At 66.4% G+C, this 21810-nt stretch carries 5 protein-coding genes; all 5 read left to right on the top strand.

Annotation, left to right across the window (positions count from 1 at the left end):
- Positions 1-16: 16 nt before the first annotated feature.
- The 5 genes from G6N45_RS18245 to G6N45_RS18225 are packed head-to-tail and all read left to right on the top strand — an operon-like array spanning position 17 to position 21792.
- The gene (locus G6N45_RS18245; RefSeq protein WP_163723530.1) at positions 17-1771 is read left to right on the top strand and encodes a fatty-acid--AMP ligase; all 1755 of its coding nucleotides are present in this window, start codon (positions 17-19) and stop codon (positions 1769-1771) included.
- Positions 1768-6522, top strand: a complete 4755-nt coding sequence (locus tag G6N45_RS18240; protein ID WP_163723529.1) for a type I polyketide synthase — start codon at positions 1768-1770, stop codon at positions 6520-6522. The genes G6N45_RS18245 and G6N45_RS18240 overlap by 4 nt, the downstream gene beginning before the upstream one ends.
- A gap of 2 nt (positions 6523-6524) precedes the next feature.
- Positions 6525-11981 carry an SDR family NAD(P)-dependent oxidoreductase gene (locus tag G6N45_RS18235; RefSeq protein ID WP_163723528.1) on the top strand — a complete coding sequence of 1819 codons (5457 nt, stop codon included), beginning with the start codon at positions 6525-6527 and terminating at the stop codon, positions 11979-11981.
- A complete protein-coding gene (locus G6N45_RS18230; protein ID WP_246228718.1) occupies positions 11981-17389 on the top strand; it encodes a type I polyketide synthase in 5409 nt (1802 codons plus the stop codon). Before G6N45_RS18235 ends, G6N45_RS18230 begins: the two co-directional genes overlap by 1 nt.
- Positions 17386-21792 (top strand): type I polyketide synthase, encoded by a 4407-nt coding sequence (locus tag G6N45_RS18225; RefSeq protein WP_163723527.1) that lies wholly within the window; start codon positions 17386-17388, stop codon positions 21790-21792. The genes G6N45_RS18230 and G6N45_RS18225 overlap by 4 nt, the downstream gene beginning before the upstream one ends.
- The last annotated feature ends 18 nt before the right edge of the window (positions 21793-21810 follow it).

Raw genomic sequence — 21810 nt, 5'->3', positions numbered from 1 at the left:
GGGAAGGATGTCCCTGATGGCGATTGCCGAGTACTCGATCCCCGCCTTGCTTGCCGAGCGTCGGAACAAGGATCCCCACGGGGAGGCTTATACCTCTATCAACTACGACGTCGATCCGTTCGGAGTCGCTGAGACGATCTCGTGGGACGAACTGTACGACCGGACACATGCGGTCGCCGCAAAGCTCCTCCAGTTTGGTTCGCCCGGTGACCGTGCCGTGATCTTGGCACCGCAGAACCTCGACTACGTCGTCGCATTTCTCGGCGCGATCCGCGCCGGGTTCATCGCGGTTCCTCTTTCGGCGCCGCTGTTCGGGCAGCATGACGAACGCATCGTCGGAACCTTGGCTGATTCCACTCCTGTTGCCATCCTGACCACTTCGGCGATCGTCGGTGAGATCAGCGGATACGCGAAGGACCAGCCACATCAGCGGGCCCCTAAAGTCATTGAGGTCGACACCCTCGATATCGATTTCAGCGGCGACAACCTGAATGTGGACTTACTGCCGAAGACTGCGTACCTGCAGTACACGTCGGGCTCCACCCGTGCGCCGGCCGGTGTGGAAGTAACCCACAAAAATGTTATTCGCAACATCGAGCAGCTGAACCCCGACTACTTCGGTGGCAACAAAATCGACTACCCCTCCGGCTTGCGCGCGGTATCGTGGCTGCCGCTCTATCATGACATGGGCCTGATCATCGGCATTTTTCTCGGCGTCATGAGCGGCTGTCCGACGACGCTACTGAGCCCGATCAGCTTCATGCTCAAACCAGCCCGCTGGATTCAGCAGTTGGCCACCGACGTCGCGGCCGCCGAAGACCGGTGGGTGGTCACAGCAGCGCCGAACTTTGCCTACGAACTGGCGGCTCGCCGGACCACCGACGAGGACCTCGCCGGCAAGGATCTGCGCCATGTCCGCGTGATGATCAACGGTGCCGAGCGCGTGCACGGCGCCACCCTGCGCCGGTTCCAGGAGCGCTTCGCACCGTTCAAGCTGACGCCGACGGCGATGCGCTCGTCCTACGGACTGGCTGAGTCGACGATCTACGTGTCCTCGACAATGGCGGACCGCCCGGCCAAGTCGGTGCGGTTCGACCTGGAGAAGTTGGCGGCCGGTCACGCCGAGCTGTGTGACGACGGAGGGTCTGAGCTTGTCAGCGTCGGTCCGCCTCGTTCCACCACGGTCCGAATCGTCGACCCGGAGACATTCGTGGAGAAGCCTGCGGGTCAGGTCGGCGAAGTTTGGCTGCACGGCGACCACGTCACGGCCGGTTACTGGCGCAATCCCGAACAGACGGCTCGCGTCTTCCGCGGCAAGATCGTAGAGCCGACGCCCGGCACCCCCGCCGAGCCGTGGCTGCGCACCGCAGACCTCGGCATGATGTTCGACGGCGAGCTGTTCATCGTCGGCCGGATCAAGGACCTGGTGATTGTCGACGGCCGCAACCACTATCCCGATGACATCGAGACGACGGTTCGCGAAGTCACCCATGGTCGGGTAGCCGCCATCTCCGTGCCCGACGGCGCCACCGAACGCCTAGTCGTCATAGCTGAGCTGAAAAACCCCGAAAGGCGCGACCGCGCCGAGCTCGATCAGATCGAGCAGCAGGTTACCGCGGCCATCTCCGAGACACACCGTGTGCGAGTCTCGGACCTTCTGTTGGTCGGTCCGGGTTCGCTGCCGCTTACCACCAGCGGGAAGGTTCGGCGTGCCGCCTGCGGGGACGAGTATCGACGCGGTGAGTTCAGTCGGCTTGGTGCCAGTCGATGACTTCTGATATCGACGAGAATGAGATTCGGCGGTGGCTGGTCGACTATCTGGTCACCAACATGGGGTGCAACGCCGATCGCATTGATGGCGGTGCGACGATGCACGACCTCGGACTCGGATCTCGGGACGCGGTCGTCCTGACCGGCGAACTTTCCGAACTCGTTGGGTCAACTGTGTCGCCTGTCGAGTTTTGGCAGTACCCGACCGTCGACGCGTTGGCGAAGTTCCTGTCGGGTGGCGACGTCGAACCGTTCGGGACGGGCATCACACCGCAGGTCGCCCGTGGTGGAACCTCGAACGAGCCCATCGCCGTCATAGGGCTGGGGTGCCGATTTCCCGGGGAAATCTATGGGCCGGCCGAATTCTGGGAATTCCTTCTCGACGGGCGCTCAGCGGTCAGCGAGGTACCAGCTGCCCGATGGAAAGCTTTCGACGACGGTTCTTCGGAAGGAAGAGCTGTGCTCGAAGGCACGACCCGTTGGGGCTCCTTCCTGAGCGACGTCGCGGAATTCGACGCGGAGTTCTTCGAGATCATGCCGCGGGAAGCCGCCCGCATGGACCCTCAGCAGCGCCTGCTGCTCGAAGTGATTCAGGAAGCTCTCGAGCACGCGGGCATTCCCGCGGATTCGCTCGCGGAATCACCCACAGGTGTGTTCACTGGCGCCTCGGTGACCGACTACGGCGCAATGGGCGCGTTGGACCTTCCAGGCGTCGATGCGTGGTACGGCACAGGGAGTGCCTTGAGCATCATCTCCAACCGCGTCTCGTATTACTTTGACCTGCGGGGCCCTTCGGTCACGGTGGACACGGCGTGTTCATCGTCGTTGGTGGCGATCCACCTCGCCTGTCAGAGCCTGCGATCGGGGGATTCGAGCCTTGCGCTAGCCGCCGGGGTGAACCTCGTGCTGGCTCCTGCTGTGACGCGCAGCCTGGACCAGGCCGATGCGCTGTCGAAGTCCGGCCGGTGTCATGCCTTCGATGCCCGCGCCGATGGGTTCGTGCGCGGTGAGGGTTGCGGTGTCGCGGTGCTCAAACGTCTCTCGGATGCCCTGCGCGACGGCGATCGGGTACTCGCAGTCGTTCGCGGTTCTGCCGTCAACCAGGATGGCCGCTCGAACGGCCTGATGGCGCCGAACCCCGGGGCGCAGATGGCGGTCCTCCGCAGCGCCTACAGTGCCGCAGGGATCGAACCACGCGAGGTTGACTACGTCGAGGCCCACGGTACTGGCACCCTCCTCGGCGACCCGATCGAAGCTCGTGCACTGGGTACTGTGCTGGGGCGGGGACGCTCACTAGACGCGCCGCTTTTGATTGGCTCGGTCAAGACCAATTTGGGGCACCTCGAAGCTGCCGCCGGTATCGCGGGATTCTCCAAGACCGTGCTGGCGCTTCACCACCAGCACATCCCGGGCAACCTGGATTACCAGACTCCCAACCCTCACATCCCGTTCGACAAACTCCGGCTGCAGGTCGTTGCGGACAACACCGGCTGGGCTCCCGCCGGAAGACCCCGCCGCGCCGGAGTGTCCTCCTTCGGCTTCGGCGGCACCAACGCCCATGTCGTGCTCGAACAAGCTCCTGTGTCCGCGCCGAGCCTCGGACGCCCTGCCGATCCCACCATCACCACCTTGGTGGTCTCGGGGAAGAGCGCCGCCCGCATCGCCACTACCGCCGGCCAACTCGCCGAGTGGATGGCCACCGACGGCGCCGACGTCGGCCTGGCCGAGGTTGCCCATACTCTCAACCACCACCGCACGCAACACGCCAAGTTTGCCACTGTGTGTGGCCGTGACCGCGCCCAAGCCGTGGCCGGCCTGCGTGCGCTGGCAGCGGGCCACGCCGCACCCGGCGTTGTGCTTCCCGCCGAGCGCGTGCAGCGCGGCATTGTGTTCGTGTACTCCGGCCAGGGCTCCCAATGGGCGGGTATGGCCCGCCAACTCCTCATCGACGAGCCCGCTTTCACCGAAGCTGTCAGCGATCTCGATCCCAGCTTCGTCGAACATATGGGCTTCTCACTCCGCGACTTCATTGCCGGCGGGGTGCCTGTCAGCGGGGATGCCCAGGTGCAGCCAGTACTGATGGGGCTGCAGCTTGCACTGACTGCGCTGTGGCGCTCCTACGGCGTGCACCCGGACGCCGTGATCGGTCACTCCATGGGCGAAGTCACCGCCGCGGTGGTGTGCGGCGCGCTCAGCCTCTCCGACGGACTCACTGTCATCGCCGCCAGATCTCGCCTCATGTCACGCCTGGCCGGACAGGGTGCTGTCGCACTGCTCAATCTCGACGCCGACGCCTGCGCCGACGCTATCGCCGCACGGACCAGTATCGAGATTGCTGGTTATGTGTCGCCGAAGCAGACAGTCGTCGCGGGGCTGCCCGATGAGGTCGACGCGCTGATCGCGGAGATGACCGCCCGGAACCACTTCGCGCGCCGAGTGAACATGGAGGTGGCGTCACACACCGCGCTGATGGACCCCATCCTCGACGACCTCCGTTCCGCTCTCGCGGACATCGACCCTCGTATACCAACGATCCCGATGGTGTCCACAGTCACCGGCCCCACGGTCACACCGGCGTTCGACGCCGATTATTGGGTCGCCAATGTCCGTCAGCCGGTGCGCTTCCACGAAGCCATCGGGGGCGCGGCCGCAGAGCACGGAACTTTCATCGAGATCAGCCCACACCCGACCATGGGCCAGCCGATCGCTGACACAGTGCCGGACGGTGGTTATCTCATCCTTCCAACCCTTATTCGTGACACCGACGACACGTTGAGTTTCCGCACCAGCCTCAACGCCACTCACATCACCCGTCCGCCCCACACCGACCATCCGCCTGAACCGCACGTTCAGCTGCCGACCACGCCCTGGCAGCACAGCCCGCATTGGATCGGCGTGACAGTCACCCGAGCCGCGGCCGAGCGCAGGCCCGCCTGGAATACCGCGTCATCGGGCGTCCCGTCGGAGTGGTTGTGCGAGCTGGCGTGGCCGGCACGCCCGCTGCAGGACTCAGCTGTCCACGACGTCGCCGACGCATCCTGGCTGGTGCTCGGTGACGAGGCGCTGGGTACGCAGCTCACCCGCGTCCTCGGCAACGCCGCCGCTGTCACAATTCTGCCTTCGGAGAGCGTTGACGCAGATGCGCTCGGTGAGGCATTGCGCGCGGCCAGCCATGTCGTGTACGCGCCAGGCCCGACAGCAGCGGACGACCTCGGTTACGGCCTGTTCGACACGGGGCGCCGGCTGGCCGCGGCCGCCGCCGCCTGTCCTGTGCCGCCGGCGCTGCACCTGCTTACGCGTAACGCGCAACCGATCGAGGCCGGCGACCGCGCCAACCCCGCTCACGCGGTGCTGTGGGGGCTGGGCCGAACGCTCACTCTGGAGCACCCAGAGATCTGGGGCGGCATCGTCGACGTGGATGAATCCGTGCCGGTCGAGGTTGCCGCACGGTGGGTGCTCGCCGAGGCGCACGGGGGCGACGGCGAAGATCAGGTTCTCTACCGCGCAGGGGTACGTCGGGTGGCGCGACTCGTTCCTGGAGGGCCGTTGCCCGGCGGCGATGGTCTCGACCCCCAGGGTGCTCACCTGGTGGTCGGCGCCACCGGAAACATCGGTCCGTTTCTGATCGAGCAGCTCGCCGCGATGGGGGCCCGCACCGTCGTGGCCGTGTCACGTCATCCCGGGTCGCGTCTCGTCGCCCTCACCGAGCGGCTGGCGGCCGCCGGCACGACGCTGGTCACGGTTGCCGCCGACGCCTCCGACGAGGCGTCGCTGCGGCCGCTGTTCGACCGGTTCGGCGCGGATCTTCCACAGCTGAGCGGGGTGTACGTCGCCGCCTTCGGCGGCAGCCCCGTGACGCTGGCCGACATGACCGACGACGACGTCGCGGCGATGTTCGGCCCCAAGATCGACGCGGTATCGCTGCTGCACAAGCTCTCCCTTCGGCATCCGGTGCAACAGTTCATCCTCTTTTCGTCCATCTCCGGAATCTTGGGATCGCGGTGGCTGGCGCACTATGCCGCGACAACGACCTTCCTGGACGCGTTCGCTTTTCAGCGACGGGCGGCGGGCCTCCCCGCGAGTGCGGTCAACTGGGGTCTGTGGAAGTCGCTGGCCGACGCTCAAACCGGGGTGGAGCGCCAGACGACCGCTGAGTCGGGCCTACAGCCGATGGAAGATGATGTGGCGATCAAGGCGCTGGCGGCGTGCACGAGCGCGCAGGCACCGGTGCGCGCCACCATCGTTGCTGCGGACTGGGCCCGGCTGGCCGCTGCGTACCGCACCCGCACGGCTCTCCACATCCTCGACGACCTGTTGCCCTCTATGGCAGGTGTACAGGTCTCCGCCGCCAGTACCACAGCATTTCGCCGTGAACTCGCAGACGCCGACCCTGATAGTCGTCGCGACATGCTCTCAGCCCATGTCGCCGCGCACGTCGCCGCCGCGATGGGGCTTACCTCGCCGCAGCTGCTGGACCCGGCGGTCGGCTTCTTCCAGTTCGGGATGGATTCGCTGATGAGTGTCACCCTGCAGCGTTCGCTCAGCGAGACCCTCGGACAGGTGCTTCCTGCGGCGGTGGTGTTCGACTATCCGACTGTCGATGCGCTCACCGATTATTTTGCGTCGGTGTTACCTGAGATAATCGACAGCGCCGGTTCCGAGGGGGGAGACGACGGGGGAGTCAACGAGGATTCCTACGACGATCTGGGCGAGGAAGAACTATTGCAGAGACTTTCCGAAAGATTGAATTGAAAATGACAGCTGAGTCGCCAGACCGCCGGGCGATCATCACTGAAGCCCTTCGCAAGATCGACGACCTGACCACCCGTCTCGCTCTGGCGGAGCAGGCCGAGACCGAGCCCATCGCGGTGGTCGGAATCGGGTGTCGCCTACCGGGCGGGGTGAACAATTCAGACGAGTTCTGGACGTTGCTGACCGAAGGGCGAAGCGGCGTCATCCGGGTGCCAGAGGATCGATGGGACGCCGACGAGTACTACTCGCCGGACCACACCGTCCCCGGCACGATCTGCAATCGGGAGGGTGGATTTCTCACTTCGTGGCAACCGGACGAGTTTGACGCGGAGTTCTTCGCCATCTCGCATCGGGAAGCGGCCGGCATGGATCCACAGCAGCGACTTCTTCTGGAGGTCGCCTGGGAGGCGTTGGAGAACGCCGGTATCGACGCCCGCAGCCTGCGTGGCTCCGCCACGTCGGTCTTCGTCGGCATGACCACGAGCGATTACTACGCATCGTTCGTCGGGAAGCTGCGGCCAGAAGAGATCGACCCGTACATCCCGTTCGGCAGCGCACCGAACTTCGCCGCGGGCCGGCTCTCTTATTTTCTGGGGGTACGGGGCCCTGCGGTGGTGAGCGACACCGCGTGTTCGTCGTCGCTGGTGTCCATCCACCTAGCCTGCCAGAGCCTGCGCCGCCGCGAGAGTGACCACGCCTTGGCCGCCGGCGTCAACTTGATCCTGACTCCGCAGAACAACATCGCGTGCTCGCGCTGGGGCATGCTCGCACCGGACGGAACGTGTAAGACCTTCGACGCCGACGCCAACGGTTACGTGCGCAGCGAAGGTTGCGGTGTGGTCGTGCTCAAGCGTCTCTCCGATGCCCAGCGCGACGGAGACCGGGTGCTGGCGGTCATTCGTGGGTCGGCGGTCAACCAGGACGGCGCGAGCAGCGGTCAGACGGTGCCGAACGGCCCAGCGCAGCAGGCGCTCATGCGGCGCGCACTCGAGGTGGCCCGGCTGTCGCCCTCGGAGGTCGACTACATCGAGGCCCACGGCACCGGGACCGCGCTGGGCGATCCCATTGAACTTGACGCGCTCAGCGAGGTCTACGGCGACCGCGCCGGCTCGGCACCGCTGGTGCTCGGCTCGGTCAAGACGAACCTGGGCCACCTCGAGTCCGCGGCCGGCGTGACCGGTTTCATCAAGACCGTACTCAGCGTGTACCACGGGTTCATCCCGAAGCAGCTGCATTTCAAACAGCTCACACCGCAGGCCAGCGACGGTGCGAAACGCTTCTGTATCGCGTCGGAGCCGGCGCAGTGGCCAGCTGTCGACCGGGCGCGGCGCGCCGCTGTGTCGTCTTTCGGCGTCAGCGGCACCAACGCGCACGTCATCGTCGAGCAGGCCCCGGTCGCCGACGTGGACGCTGATCCGGCCGACTCTGAGCCACCGGTCACCACCCTGGTGGTCACCGGCAAGACCTCCGCGCGCATCGCGTCAACGGCCGCGCGGCTTGCCGATTGGCTGGAAGGGGAGGGTGCGTCGGCGTCCCTGTCGGCGGTCGCCCATACGCTGAACCACCGCAGAACCCAGCACAACAAGTTCGCGAGCGTCGCCGCGCCGGACACCAAGAGTGCTGTCGCCGGCCTCCGCGCACTGGCCGGCGGGTATCCGGCCCCGGGCGTGGTCGCCGCCCACGACGGCATCTGCGGAACGGGCACCGTGTTTCTGTACTCCGGTCAGGGCTCGCAATGGGCGGGCATGGGACGGCGTCTGCTCACCGAGGAGCCTGCGTTCGCCGCCGCCGTGGACGACCTCGATGCCACGTTCACCGCACAGGTGGGATTCTCGCTGCGGGATGTGCTGGAGTCCGGCGAGGCCGTCACCGGAATCGATCGCATACAGCCGGTTCTCGTCGGTGTTCAACTTGCGCTGACCGAATTGTGGCGTTCGCACGGCGTGATCCCGGACGCGGTGATAGGTCACTCGATGGGAGAGGTCACCGCAGCCGTCGTCGGAGGAGCGCTGAGCGCCGCCGACGGCTTCAAGGTCATCGCCACCCGCTCACGGCTGATGAAGCGGTTGTCGGGGCAGGGCGCAATGGCGTTGCTTGAACTCGACGCCGCGGCCGCTGAGGAGTTGATTTCTGGTCACGACGGTTTGACCGTCGCGGTATACGCCTCGCCCCGGCAGACGGTCATCGCCGGTCCTCCGGAACAGGTCGACGCGGTCGTCGCGGTCGTCGACGCTCAGGAGCGGCTGGCGCGCAGGGTGGACGTCGACGTGGCCTCGCACCATTGGATCGTCGATCCCATTCTCGCAGAGTTGCGTGCCGAACTGGCAGGCCTGAAGCCCCAGGCGCCATCGATTCCGATCCTGGTGACCACGGACGGGCGCCCGACTGACGGCACGAATGTCTTCGATGCCGACCATTGGGTCGCCAACCTGCGCAACCCGGTGCGCTTCGGCGCGGCTGTCGAACGTGCCGCCGCCGACCACGCCGTTTTCGCCGAGATCAGTCCACACCCGCTGTTGGCGTATGCGATCAAGGACACGCTCGCTGACAGGCACCATCACTGTCTGGGGACTCTGCAGCGCGATGCCAATGACACCGTCACTTTTCGGACGAATCTCAATGCCGCGCACACCGTACGACCCCCGAAAACCGCGCGCCCACAACGGAGTTGGATTCCGATCCCGACCACGCCGTGGCACCACACTCGGCACTGGATCACACCGGCATCTGATGTCTTGCCGGCTACGGCGTCAGGCGCCACGGCTCCTCAGTCCCGCAACGGTGCGGTGTACCCCGCAGACCTCAGACCACCAGTAGGCACCGACCATCCGTGGTTCCACGAGCTCGCGTGGCCGGTGCGAGAACTTCCCGCCGCCGCAAACCGGTTCGGTGATCGCTGGCTGGTGATCGCCGACGACGAGACCGGCGGCGATCTCGCCCGCTCGCTCGGTCCGAAATCCCGTAGTCTTGCGCCGTCCGTGCTCGACGACGATGCCGAGCCCGCTGCGCTTCGCGATGGGCTGACGGACGCCGACTGGTTGGTCTTCGCTCCTTCGGCGGCCGCTCCGGCCCGCCTCGACGTCGCAGAAGGCTACCGATTGTTCAAGGCCCTGCGCCGAATTGCCGTCGCGTTGTCGCAGGCCGGCGCCGGCGCTCCCCGGCTGATCGTCGTAACACGCAGTGCCCAGCCGCTGCGCGAAGGCGACCGCGCGAACCCGATGCATGCGGTGCTGTGGGGCCAGGTCAGGACTCTGGCGGTCGAGAACCCGGAGTTCTGGGGCGTGATCATCGACGTGGATGATGCGGTGCCGCCAGAGCTGGTGGCGCGTTACGTGGTAGCCGAAGCCGACGCGAGCGAGGGTGACGAACGCCGCGACGATCAGGCCGTCTACCGGGGCGGGATCAGGCATGTGCCACGCCTCCGGCGTGCCCCCGCTCCGGCAACGACGCTGACCGGCCTGGAGCCCGGTACCAGCCATCTGGTGCTGGGCGCCACGGGCAACGTCGGACCCTACGTCATTCGTCAGCTGGCGCAGATGGGTGCGGCGACGATCGTCGCGGTGTCGCGCCGCGGATCGCAGCTCAGCGAGTTGGGTGCCGAGTTGGCGGCGGCGGGCACCACGCTGGTTGAGGTTGCTGGCGACGCCGCTGACGAGGCGGCGATGGGTGCCCTGTTCGCGCGTTTCGGTGCTGACCTGCCGCCGCTGGACGGCGTCTATCTGGCGACGTTGGCAGGCGGTGAGGCGCTGCTGACGGACATGACGGACGGCGACCTGAATGAGATGTTCCGTCCGAAGTTGGACGCTGTCGCGGTGTTGCACAAGCTCACGCTGAGCACACCGGTTCGCCGATTCGTGTTGTTCTCCTCGATCACCGGCATCCTGGGCTCCCGAGCTGTCTCGCACTACACGGCAGGCAACGCCTTCGCCGATACGTTTGCCTATCTGCGTCGGGCGCTCGGCCTGCCGGCCACGGTCATCGACTGGGGCTTGTTCAAAACGTGGGCGGACACTCATCCACAGCTGGCGGCGGCGGGCCTGGAACCGATGCCCAACGACGCCGCGCTGAAAATGTTGTCGACGGTGCTGAGCCCCGATGCCGGCGTGCAGTATGTCGTCGCCGGCGCGGACTGGGGACGGCTGGCCGATGCGTACCGCATGCGCGCATCGGTGCGGGTACTCGACGATCTGCTCGCCGAACCGGATGCAGACGTGCCAGACCTCGACGGGCTGCCTGATCCGATCTACGGAACAGTGCTCGGCGAACGAATCACCAGCCCGATCCATGATCACGACTGGCGGGCGCGACTGATTCCACAGTCCAAGCCCTATCCCCACGACCACCGGGTGCGCGGTGTGGACGTTGTCCCGATCTCTGTTCTGCTGCAGACGCTTTCCAGCGCGGCCGAACAGCTGGGCGTTGGGTCCGTGAGCGAGTTGCGGTTCGAGTACCCGATAGTGGCGAGCCAGCGGCGCGTCGTCCATGTGGTGTCCGACGGGACAAGCATCACCGTGTCAACCAGTGCGTCCCCGGACACACCCGTCGAGCGGTGGATTCGGCACGCGAGCGCTCAAGTCACCGAGTTCGGGGGCGGCCGGGCCGCGGTGGAGGTCGGTCACTTGCCGGCATCGCGCTATGACGCGGCGACGATCGCCGAGTTGCAGCGTGCCTGGGGCGTGGAGGGCCAACCGTTCGATTGGACGGTCGGCGAGAGTGGGGCCGCGGCTGGGGCATTGCGCGCCGAGATCTCGCTGCCCGACTCGCAGGGCCCAGCCCTCTCGGCAGCCTTGATGGACGCCGCAGTGCACGTCGCCCGCCTCGCCGACCCCGACAATCCCACGCTTCTGCTGCCGGCCGCGGTGGAAGGGATGTGGTGGCGGCACCCGGTGTCTGGGGCGAATTTTGTCGTCGAAGCGACGCGGCGCGAAGGCGGCGACGGCGACGATCTCGTGATCGATCTGGCGGTGAGAGACCGTGACGGTGTGGCCTGTGTCGAGATCCGGGGTTTGAAGTACGCCTCCGCCGAGTCGGCGCCGGCACCCGTGGTCGACGATCACAGCGCTGCACCGGTCGAGTTCGTCGACTGGTCGGTGATGTCGGGCTCCGAGCGCCTTGAGCAGCTGCGGACACGACTGCGGGCGATCCTGGCCCGCGAACTCGGCATGCCGGACACTGCAGTCGATTTCGACATGCCCTTTCCCGATCTCGGCATGGATTCGATGATGGCGATGAATCTGTTGCGCGACGCCAAGCAACTGGTTCGGGTGGACCTCTCGGCGACGATGCTGTGGGACAACCCGACCATTGGGTCATTCGCGAGTCACATTGCAACCTTGATCACCCCGGAGGACGAACCACAAGACGAATCCGACGACGTGACAGCCGATTCGATCAGTGTGTTGGACGCGCTGTTCGACAGCGTGGAATCTGCCCGCAGTGGCAGTGAGAGCGGTATCTGATGAAGACGATCTTCGACCGGATCTCCGGTATGACGCCCGAGCAGCGCACTGCGCTGTCCGAACAGTTCGACAAGTCGGCGCGAATCGCTGGCGCCGAGCCTGTCGCGGTCATCGGAATCGGTTGCCGATTGCCCGGCGGGGTCAAGGATCCTGCCGGATACTGGAAGCTGCTGCAGGCGGGCACGGATGCTGTCATCGAGGTACCCTCGGATCGCTGGGACGCCGATGCCTTCTACGATCCGGATCCGCTAGCGCCCGGCCGCATGCCCACCAAGTGGGGCGCCTACCTGTCCGACATCGATCACTTCGACGCGGAGTTCTTCGGAATCACCCCGCGCGAGGCGGCCGCGATGGATCCCCAACAGCGGCTTGCGCTGGAGGTTGCGTGGGAAGCTTTGGAGAATGCCGGGATGGCTCCGGATCAGCTGGGCGAGACCCGCGCCGCCGTCATGCTGGGCGTGTACTACAACGAGTACCAGAACGCTTCCGGCGGAAACCCTGACACCATCGATCCCTATTCGGCCACCGGTAACGCGCACAGTGTCACCGTCGGGCGGATCTCGTATCTGCTTGGACTCAAGGGCCCGGCGGTGGCGGTCGACACCGCCTGTTCGTCGTCGCTGGTCTCTATCCACCTAGCCTGTCAGAGCCTGCGGATGAGGGAGAGCGACCTAGCCCTCGCCGGCGGCGTTAACCTGAACCTACGCCCGGAAACCCAACTGGCCCTTGCCAAGTGGGGGATGATGTCGCCGAATGGCCGCTGCCACGCGTTCGACTCGCGCGCCGACGGCTTCGTGCGCGGTGAGGGTGCAGGCATCGTCGTCCTCAAACGGCTCACCGATGCCGTCCGGGACGGGGACCGGATCCTGGCCGTGGTCCGAGGGTCCGCAGTAAACCAGGACGGACGCTCCAACGGCCTGACGGCCCCGAATGCGCCGTCACAGCGCGACGTCATCACCCGCGCTCTACGCTCGGCCGACGTGACGGCCGCGTCAGTCAATCTTGTCGAAACGCACGGCACCGGAACCGCTCTCGGCGACCCGATCGAGTTCGACGCGCTCGCCGGTGTGTACGGCAAGGGCACCAGCCCGTGTGCGCTGGGCGCGGTCAAGACCAACTTCGGTCACCTGGAAGCAGCCGCGGGTGTGGCGGGCTTCATCAAGGCGGTGCTGACGCTGCGTCACGGTGAGATCCCGCCGAACCTGCACTTCTCGCAGTGGAATCCGTCGATCGACGCTACCAAGACTCGGCTGTTCGTGCCGACCGAGCCGACGCCGTGGCCTGTGCACGATGCGCCGCGCCGCGCAGGTGTCTCGTCGTTCGGAATGGGCGGGACGAATGCCCATGTGGTGCTCGAGCAGGGCCCGGAAACCATGGCAGCGCAGGCAGCGCAGACGCCAGGAGTCACCACGCTGACAGTTTCCGGCAAGACCGCTCAGCGGGTGGCTATCACGGCGGGCGCGGTGGCCAACTGGCTGGAGGACGGCGGTGCTGCGGTGCCGCTCGCCGACGTCGCGCATTCGCTCAACCGCCGCAGCCGATTCGGCACCGTTGCCACCGTCAGTGCCCGAAACCATGCCGAGGCCGCCCACGGTCTGAGAGCCCTGGCCGCGGGCAAGCCGGCGGCCGGTGTGATCGCCTCTCATCACATCAGCCGCGGCGCGGGCGTCGTGTTCCTGTACTCCGGGCAGGGTGCTCAGTGGCCCGGCATGGGCAAAAAGCTGCTCCGCGACGAGCCGGCCTTCGCCGCCGCCGTCGATGAGCTCGAACCCGTCTTCGCCGATAAGGCCGGATTCTCGTTGCGGAACATCTTGGAGGCCGGCGATCCGGTCGTCGGTATCGACCGGATTCAGCCCGTCATCGTCGGCATGCAGTTGGCTCTGACGGCGTTGTGGCGGTCCTACGGTGTCGAACCCCACGCCGTGATCGGCCACTCGATGGGCGAGGTATCGGCCGCCGTCGTCGCCGGTGCGCTGACCCCAGCCGAAGGTCTGGACGTGATATCGACACGGTCGCGCCTCATGAAGCGGCTGTCCGGGCAGGGTGCGATGGCGTTGCTCGAGCTCGACGCGACGGCCGCCGAGCGCCTTGTTGCCGATCATCCGAACGTAACGGTGGCGGTCTACGCGTCGCCCAAGCAGTCTGTGATCGCGGGCCCCCCCGACGAGGTGGACCGGCTGGTCGCCACAGTGGACGCGAAGGGACTGCTGGCGCGGCGCGTGGAGGTCGACGTGGCCTCCCATCACCCGACCATCGACCCCGTCCTGCCGGAACTTGGCACTGCGCTCGCGTACCTGAGCCCTGCGGCACCGAAAATACCTTTGATCAGCACCACCGCGTATCAGGGATCCGCACCGCTGTTCAGTGCCGAGTATTGGCAGGCCAACCTGCGCAATCCGGTGCGGTTCGGTCAGGCGGTGAGCCTAGCCGCCGAGGAACACGGCAACTTCGTCGAGATCAGCCCCCACCCGCTGCTGACCCACGCGATCACCGAGACGCTGGACACGGCGGAAACGGGCAAGGGCGCCAATGTCCTCGCGACGGTCACCCGCGACTCGGACGAAACTCTGGTGTTCCACGCGAGTCTGGCCTCTCACCGTACTTCCGTCGGCGAGACGGCAGCGCCGGACGTGGGCCGCGTGGTAGACCTACCGCCGACGCCGTGGCTGCACGCCAAGTACTGGATCGCCAACACCACTGCCGGGCACGAATTCACCGGCGCGCATCCGCTGTTGGGTATGCACGTCGAATTACCCGCTGGCGGAGGCCACGTTTGGCAGTCCGATGTGGGCACCGACCTCCACCCATGGCTGAACGATCACAAGGTGCACGGTCAGACCGTCATGCCCGGAGCCGGATTTGCCGAGATCGCGCTGGCGGCCGGCTGCGAGGCGCTGGGTCTGGCGGCGTCCGCGGTCCATGTGAAGCGGCTTGAAGTCGAACAAATGCTGACGCTGGATCGCCATACACGGTTGACCACGCAGCTCACCCACAACGCCGGTGAGGCGCGGATAGAGATTCATTCGCGCAGCGGCGACGACAACTGGATACGTCATGCGGTCGCCCGCATCGTGAAGGCGGATGACACCGCGCGTCCAGAGCCGAGTCCCGCGCGGTCCGGAGCTACGTCGACAGTGTCGCCGAGCGATTTCTACAGCGCACTGCGGCGCACAGGGGCCCATCACGGGCCCGCGTTCGCCGCCCTGACTCGGATCACCAGGTCCTCAGGGGGATGGGCAGAGACCGAGATCGTCCTGTCCGATGACGCAACGCCGCACCGGGGCATCGCGCTGCATCCGGTGATGCTGGATGCCGCATTGCAGGGGCTGGCGGCCGCGATCGGGGCCGAATCCCTTTCCGATTCGTCCGAGGTGACCTACCTCCCCGTGGCGATGGAGTCCATTCGTGTTTACGGCGACGTGGGGCGGCGGGCCCGCTGCCGCGCCGAGTTGGTAGCCGACATCGAAGACGGCGGCGACGCCGTGGGCCGGGTCCGGTTGACCGATCAGTCCGGCAACGTGGTCGCCGAAGTGGACGGCGTATACCTACGCCGCGTGCAGCGCCGAACCGTTCCATTGCCGTTGTCGCAGAAGGTGTTCGACACAACGTGGCACGAAACCACGGTGCAGTTCTCCGAACTCGCGCCGGGAAGCTGGCTGGTGCTGGCCGACGGGGCCGGCACCCGAACGGTGGCCGACGAGCTGGTCGCCCGGCTGACTTCAGCGGGTGGACGGGCGAGCGCCGCGGCACTGGCCGACGAGTCGGCCGTCGGTGAAGCCTTCGCCGAAACCTCCTCGGATCCCGAACTGCCCCCGTTGGGGGTCGTGATTCTCGTCGGCGCCGACACGCCGGACGCGATGTCGTCAGTCGAGGCCGCGGTGGCGGCAGCCGACCGGGCCCGCGAGACCATCTGGTCGGTGACCAGCGCGGTGCGCGCGGTCACGACCGGCTGGCACGGCCGAGCACCGAGGATTTACCTCGTCAGCCGAACGGGGCTGGCCGCGGTGGACGGCGACAAGGAAGATCCGGCGATTGGGGTGTTGCGCGGCCTGGTTCGGGTCCTGGCCTACGAACACCCAGATCTGCGGACCACATTGATCGACCTCGACGGTGACGCGGACGTGATGTCTGCTCTCCAGGCGGAGCTGGACACCGCTGAGGGGGACGACATCGTTGCCTGGCGCGAGGGCCGGCGGCTCGTCGAGCGATTGTCGCGCAGCACGATCCCCTCCCGGGGTTTGGATCCGGTTGCACGCACCGACGGAGCCTATGTCGTCACCGGAGGTCTGGGCGGCATCGGTTTGACCGTGGCACGTTGGCTTGTCGACAGCGGCGCGGGGAGGATCGTCCTCAACGGCCGCAGCGCACCCTCGGCCGAGGCGCAGACGATCTTGGAAGACCTCGGCCGACGTGCCGAGGTCGTCACGGTACTCGGCGATATCGCTGTGCAGGGGACAGCGGAGCGCATTGTCGCTGCCGCGGAGGCGACGGGACGCTCCTTGCGCGGGGTGATTCATTCGGCCGCCGTGCTCGACGACGAGTTGATCGCCGGCATGTCGAAGGACAGCCTGGACCGCGTCTGGGCACCGAAGGTTCTCGGCGCGGTGCGGCTGCACCACGCGACAGCCGGACGCGACCTCGACTGGTGGGTCGGTTTCTCGTCGGTGGCATCGCTTCTGGGCTCGCCGGGTCAGGCCTCCTACGCGTGTGCCAACGCGTGGCTGGACGCGTTCTCGACCAGGCGCGCCGGGACGGGACTGGCCACCACTTCAATCAACTGGGGTCAGTGGGCCGATGTCGGACTGGCCAAGACGCTGGCGTTCAGCGTGCTGGATCCCATGTCGACCGAGGAAGGCATCGAAGCCCTCCAGAGGCTGGTGTCCGGCGCGCCGAAGCGCATCGGTGTGGCCCGGCTCCGCCTCGACCGCGCCGCAGCGGCCTTCCCGGAGATTGCCAAGGTCGGCTTCTTCGCGGATCTGGTCGCCGAGCTGGGATCGCTGGACGCCGACGATGACTGGGCCGGCACCGACGCGCTGCGTGAGCTCTCCGGCCCCGAGGTCACCCGTGCGGTCGTGGCCAGGTTGCGCAAGCGCATCTCGGCAATCATGGGTTTCAGCGATGAGAATGCGATCGACCCAGCCCAGCCGTTGACCCAGCTCGGCCTGGATTCTCTGATGGCTGTGCGCATGCGCAACACCGTCCGCAGCGACTTCGGCGTCGAGCCGCCGGTGGCTCTGCTCCTGCAGGGCGCTACTCTGACGGACCTCGCCGTCGACCTCATCCGTCAGCTCGGACTAGCCGAAGAGGATCTCGCGGAGCGTCCCAACGCGGTCCGCGACCGGGTACAGCAACGTGCCGCGGCCCGCCAACGAGCGGCTGCGCGGCGAAAGGTAGGAAAACGACTGTGACCAGCAGTGCCAACACGCTGCCGTCCACCGCAATCGCCGTAATCGGTATTGCCGGACGGTTCCCCGGCGCCGAATCGGTTTCGGCGTTCTGGCGCAACCTGCGGCTCGGGGTGGAGTCGATCGTCGATCTGACGGAAGACGAGTTGCTGAGCTCGGGGGTGACAGAGCAGACGCTGGCCAATCGGTCCTATGTGCGGCGTGCGGCGTTGATGGAGGGAATCGAGGAGTTCGACGCGGAGTTTTTCGGATTCACTCCGGTCAACGCCCGTACTCTCGACCCGCAGCATCGCCTGTTCCTGCAGTCGGCCTGGCACGCGTTGGAGGATGCGGGTTACGACCCGGGTGAAATTGAGAGTACCGTCGGCGTGTTCGGAACCAGCTCGACCAGCGGGTACCTGTTGCACAACCTGATGTCGCAGTACGACCCGAACATGGTGATCGGTCAGGGCGCCAGTTTCGACATGGTCAACCTGTCGCTGCAGAACGACAAAGACCATCTGGCCACCCGCGTCGCCCATCAGCTCAACCTTCGCGGGCCCGCCATCTCGGTGGCTACTGCGTGCTCGTCGTCGCTGGTCGCCGTCCATTTGGCGTGTCAGAGCATTCTCAATGGGGAATGCGACATCGCCTTGGCCGGTGGTTCGTCGCTTCGGATTCCGCACCGGGTCGGCTACTGGTACGAACAGGGCACGATGGTCTCGCCGACCGGGCACTGCCGGCCGTTCGATGTTCGTTCTGACGGCACGATATTCGGCAGCGGCGTCGGTGTGGTGGTTCTCAAGCCGCTACAGGACGCGATGGACGACGGCGATCGCATCCATGCGGTCATCCGTGGTTCGGCGCTCAATAACGACGGGTCGACGAAGATGACCTACGCCGCGCCGAACGCGGTCGGGCAGGCGGAGGTGATCGCCGAAGCACACGCCGTGGCTGAAGTCGACGCCTCATCGGTCGGATACGTGGAAACCCACGGCACCGGAACCCCTCTCGGCGACCCGATCGAAATCGAGGGCCTCCGTCAAGCGTTCGATCTAGCCGCCGAGAAGCGTTCCGGTCCTTGCTATCTCGGATCAGTGAAGTCGAATATCGGGCACCTCGAGACGGCCGCCGGGATAGCGGGTCTGATCAAGGCGATCCTGTGCTTGAAACATCAGACAATTCCGCCGACTTTGCATTACACGAGCCCCAATCCCGAGCTGCATCTCGACCGTAGTCCCTTCTTGGTACGTGACACCGACGGCCCGTGGGAATGGGATGGCATCCGACGCGCCGGAGTCAGCTCATTCGGTGTCGGCGGCACCAACGCGCACATCGTATTGGAGGAGGCGCCCGCGGCCGGCCCCTCCGACGAGAAGATCGGCCCGCAGGTGCTTCTGCTGTCCGCGCGCACCAGCGAAGCTCTCGTCCAGTCGCGGGAGGCGTTGGCCGAGGAGATGTCGGGGGAGAGTGAGGTAGACCTGGCGGATGCCGCATACACCCTGACACGGCGCCGCAAAGAGCCCCACCGCCTTGTCGCCGTGGTCGGAAGTCAGGAACACGCGGTTGCTGTCCTGGGCAACTCCGAGCATGACAACGTGTCCGTCGTCCGGGCCCCCGACCCGGCAGCCGAGGCCGACGAGGACCGAGTGGTGTTCCTGTTCCCGGGCCAAGGCGCGCAACACGTCGGAATGGCTCGCGGCCTCTATGAGACCGAACCGGTATTCGCTGAACACTTCGATTCCTGCGCAGCAGCGTTCGGGCAGGAACTGGGATACGACCTTCGGGCCGAGGTGTTCGATGGAGCAGGCCACACCCTGGAGCGCACCGACCGCGCACAGCCGGCGTTGTTCGCCGTCGAGTACGCGCTGGCGAAGCTTGTCGAGTCCTACGGGGTGCATCCGGCTGCGCTGGCAGGCCACAGTATCGGCGAGTACGCCGCCGCGGCCTTTGCCGGGGTGTTCGACCTGTCGACCGCGGTCAAGGCGGTCTCAATGCGTGCCCGCCTGATGCACGCCTCCGCACGCGGTGCGATGGTCGCGGTGCCGTTGAGCCCTGAGGAGATCGACGAATACCTATCCAGCGACGTCGATCTCGCCACGATCAACGATCCAGGCAACTGTGTGGTGGCCGGCTCCGAGGAGGCCATCCGCACCTTTCAGGCTCGGCTGGCGGGGAAGGGGATCGTCGCCCGGAGGGTCCGAACAGCGCACGCGTTCCATTCCCACCTCATGGATCCGGTGATCCCGGAGTTCTCGGCGTTCATGTCGCGGTTGACGCTGAGTGAACCGCAAACCACGTTGCTGTCCAACGTGAGTGGGGCGCCGATGTCGGCTGTTGAGGCGACGGATCCTGCGACGTGGGCACGCCAGATCCGCGCGACCGTGCGCTTCGCCGACGAGCTCGATGTGCTGCTGTCGCATCCGAACCGGGTGGTCGTCGAGGTGGGTCCGGGTGGCACGTTGACATCCTCGGCGGTGCGGCATCCGAGATGGTCCGCCAATCACCGCGCGGTGCGGCTGATGCGTCATCAAGCGCAGAACCGCAGCGACCACGACACCTTCCTGATGGCATTAGGCCAATTGTGGTCCGCCGGAGTTGAGGTGGACTGGACACCGCGCTTCGGGAGGCACCGCCAGCTGCTTTCGCTGCCGGGCTATCCGTTCGAACGAACCCGGCACTGGGTGGAGTACAACCCGGGGGCAGCATGGGTGTCGGGCGGCCGCGCGGTTAACGGAGCCCCGACCAACGGCGGGGTCACGTCCGCAATGGCAATCAGCGGCAGGACCCAGATGGAGACGGCGCTGAAGAGCATCTGGTCGCAGTGTCTGGGCGTGAGTTCGATCGAGCCGACAGCGAACTTCTTTGAGCTCGGCGGTGACTCGCTCATCGCGATCAGTGTCGCGATGACGGCTTCCAAACAGGGGTTGGATCTCACACCGCAGGATCTGTACGAGAATCAGACGATTTCATCGCTGGCTCGCGCGCTCGTGGCGCGGTACGCCGAGGGCGGTCTGGCCCGCCATTCGCTGACCGACGCGGCTAACCCCCCGGTCCCGCCGAACGTCGCCCACTTCCTCGAACACGGTTTGCGTGACGGCGGCCGCTGGCGCATTCCCGTGCTGCTGCGTCTACGCGCGGATGTCGGGGCCGACGCCGTCGGGGCGGTTCTGAGCGCGGTGGTGAACCACCATGACGTGCTGCGGACACACATCGTCGAGCACGCCGGGACGTGGGAGCAGCGCATCGAGGAACCGGGAGGGTTCCATGAGCTATCGGTCGCGTCGCTGCCCAAGGGTGTTGCGTCGGGCACGTTGCAGGAACGCGAGGCGCTCGTCGAACTGCTCCAGAAGCAGATGAACGACCATCAGCTGCTGACCGCGCCGCTGACGGCCACGTTCATCGAGGGCCCACCCGCTGGGCCGAACTACTTGGCGATCACGGTGCACGGGATCGTAGGCGACGAAACCTCCCGCGATATTCTGGTCACCGACATCTTCACAGCCGTCCATCAGCACGCAGCGGGCGAGGAAATCGAGTTGGCGGCGGTCAGCACCTCGTGGCGGGAATGGTCACAGCGGTGCGCGACGCTGGCGACCCATCCTGGGGTGCTCGACAGCCGCGACTACTGGGTGCGCCAGGCCGCCGGGGCCACCATCAGCGTGGTCGGAGCGGAATCGGTCGAACCTCCGCGCGCCGATGACATGGCACGACTGTCAGCCGCACTGACCGTCGCCGAGACCGGCGAGGTCGACGATGCGCGGCGCCGTTTGCACCTGCCGGTCGAAGAGTTGCTGCTCGCCGCGCTGAGCCGCACCATCGCCGAAACGGTCGGCGAGGGCACAGTCGCGGTCGATCTCGGCGGACGCGGACGTGCGGTGCTCAAACCGGATGTCGACCTTCAGCGCACTCTGGGCTGGTTCACCACGGTCTATCCGGTGCTGCTGACGAGCTCGTCCACCGACAGCGCCCGCGCTCAGCAATTGCTGGGCGAGGTCCGCGACGCCCTCAAGGCGGTGCCGCACTACGGCATCGGCTACGGGCTGTTGCGGTACAACTACGCGCCGACGGCTCGCGTGCTTGGGCAGAGCCGTCCGGCCGACATTATGCTGTCGTATGTGGGGGCGATCCCCGATGTACCAGTCGAGCAACTCGATGCCGCGCCGGTGCAATTCGACGCCGACACCGCGATGCCGGTCCGCGACGCGGTCTCGGGGCTCGGCCACGCACTCGAGTTGCGCGCGTACCGCGCCGGCGGTGTTCTCAATCTCGATTGGTGGTACGACACCCGGCGCCTCGGGCCGACGGATGTCGAGTCTCTGGCCAGCGCCTTCTCGACCGCGCTTCTTGATTTGACCAAGGACGCGCTCGCCGAAGACGCGACGGAGGCCAACGGGGATGAACTAGCCCTCGTGGATCTCTCGTGACCGGCCCCGGAGGGTACC

The sequence above is a fragment of the Mycolicibacterium psychrotolerans genome, from assembly GCF_010729305.1.
Classification (GTDB): Bacteria; Actinomycetota; Actinomycetes; order Mycobacteriales; family Mycobacteriaceae; genus Mycobacterium; species Mycobacterium psychrotolerans.
The sequence above is the reverse complement of the archived record's forward strand: the minus strand, read 5'-3'. Positions and strand labels throughout refer to the sequence as shown.

Coding starts and splice junctions, on each gene's coding strand:
- G6N45_RS18230 (WP_246228718.1), top strand. CDS start 11,981: ATGAAGACGATCTTCGACCGGATCTCCGGTATGACGCCCGAGCAGCGC.
- G6N45_RS18245 (WP_163723530.1), top strand. CDS start 17: ATGGCGATTGCCGAGTACTCGATCCCCGCCTTGCTTGCCGAGCGTCGG.
- G6N45_RS18240 (WP_163723529.1), top strand. CDS start 1,768: ATGACTTCTGATATCGACGAGAATGAGATTCGGCGGTGGCTGGTCGAC.
- G6N45_RS18235 (WP_163723528.1), top strand. CDS start 6,525: ATGACAGCTGAGTCGCCAGACCGCCGGGCGATCATCACTGAAGCCCTT.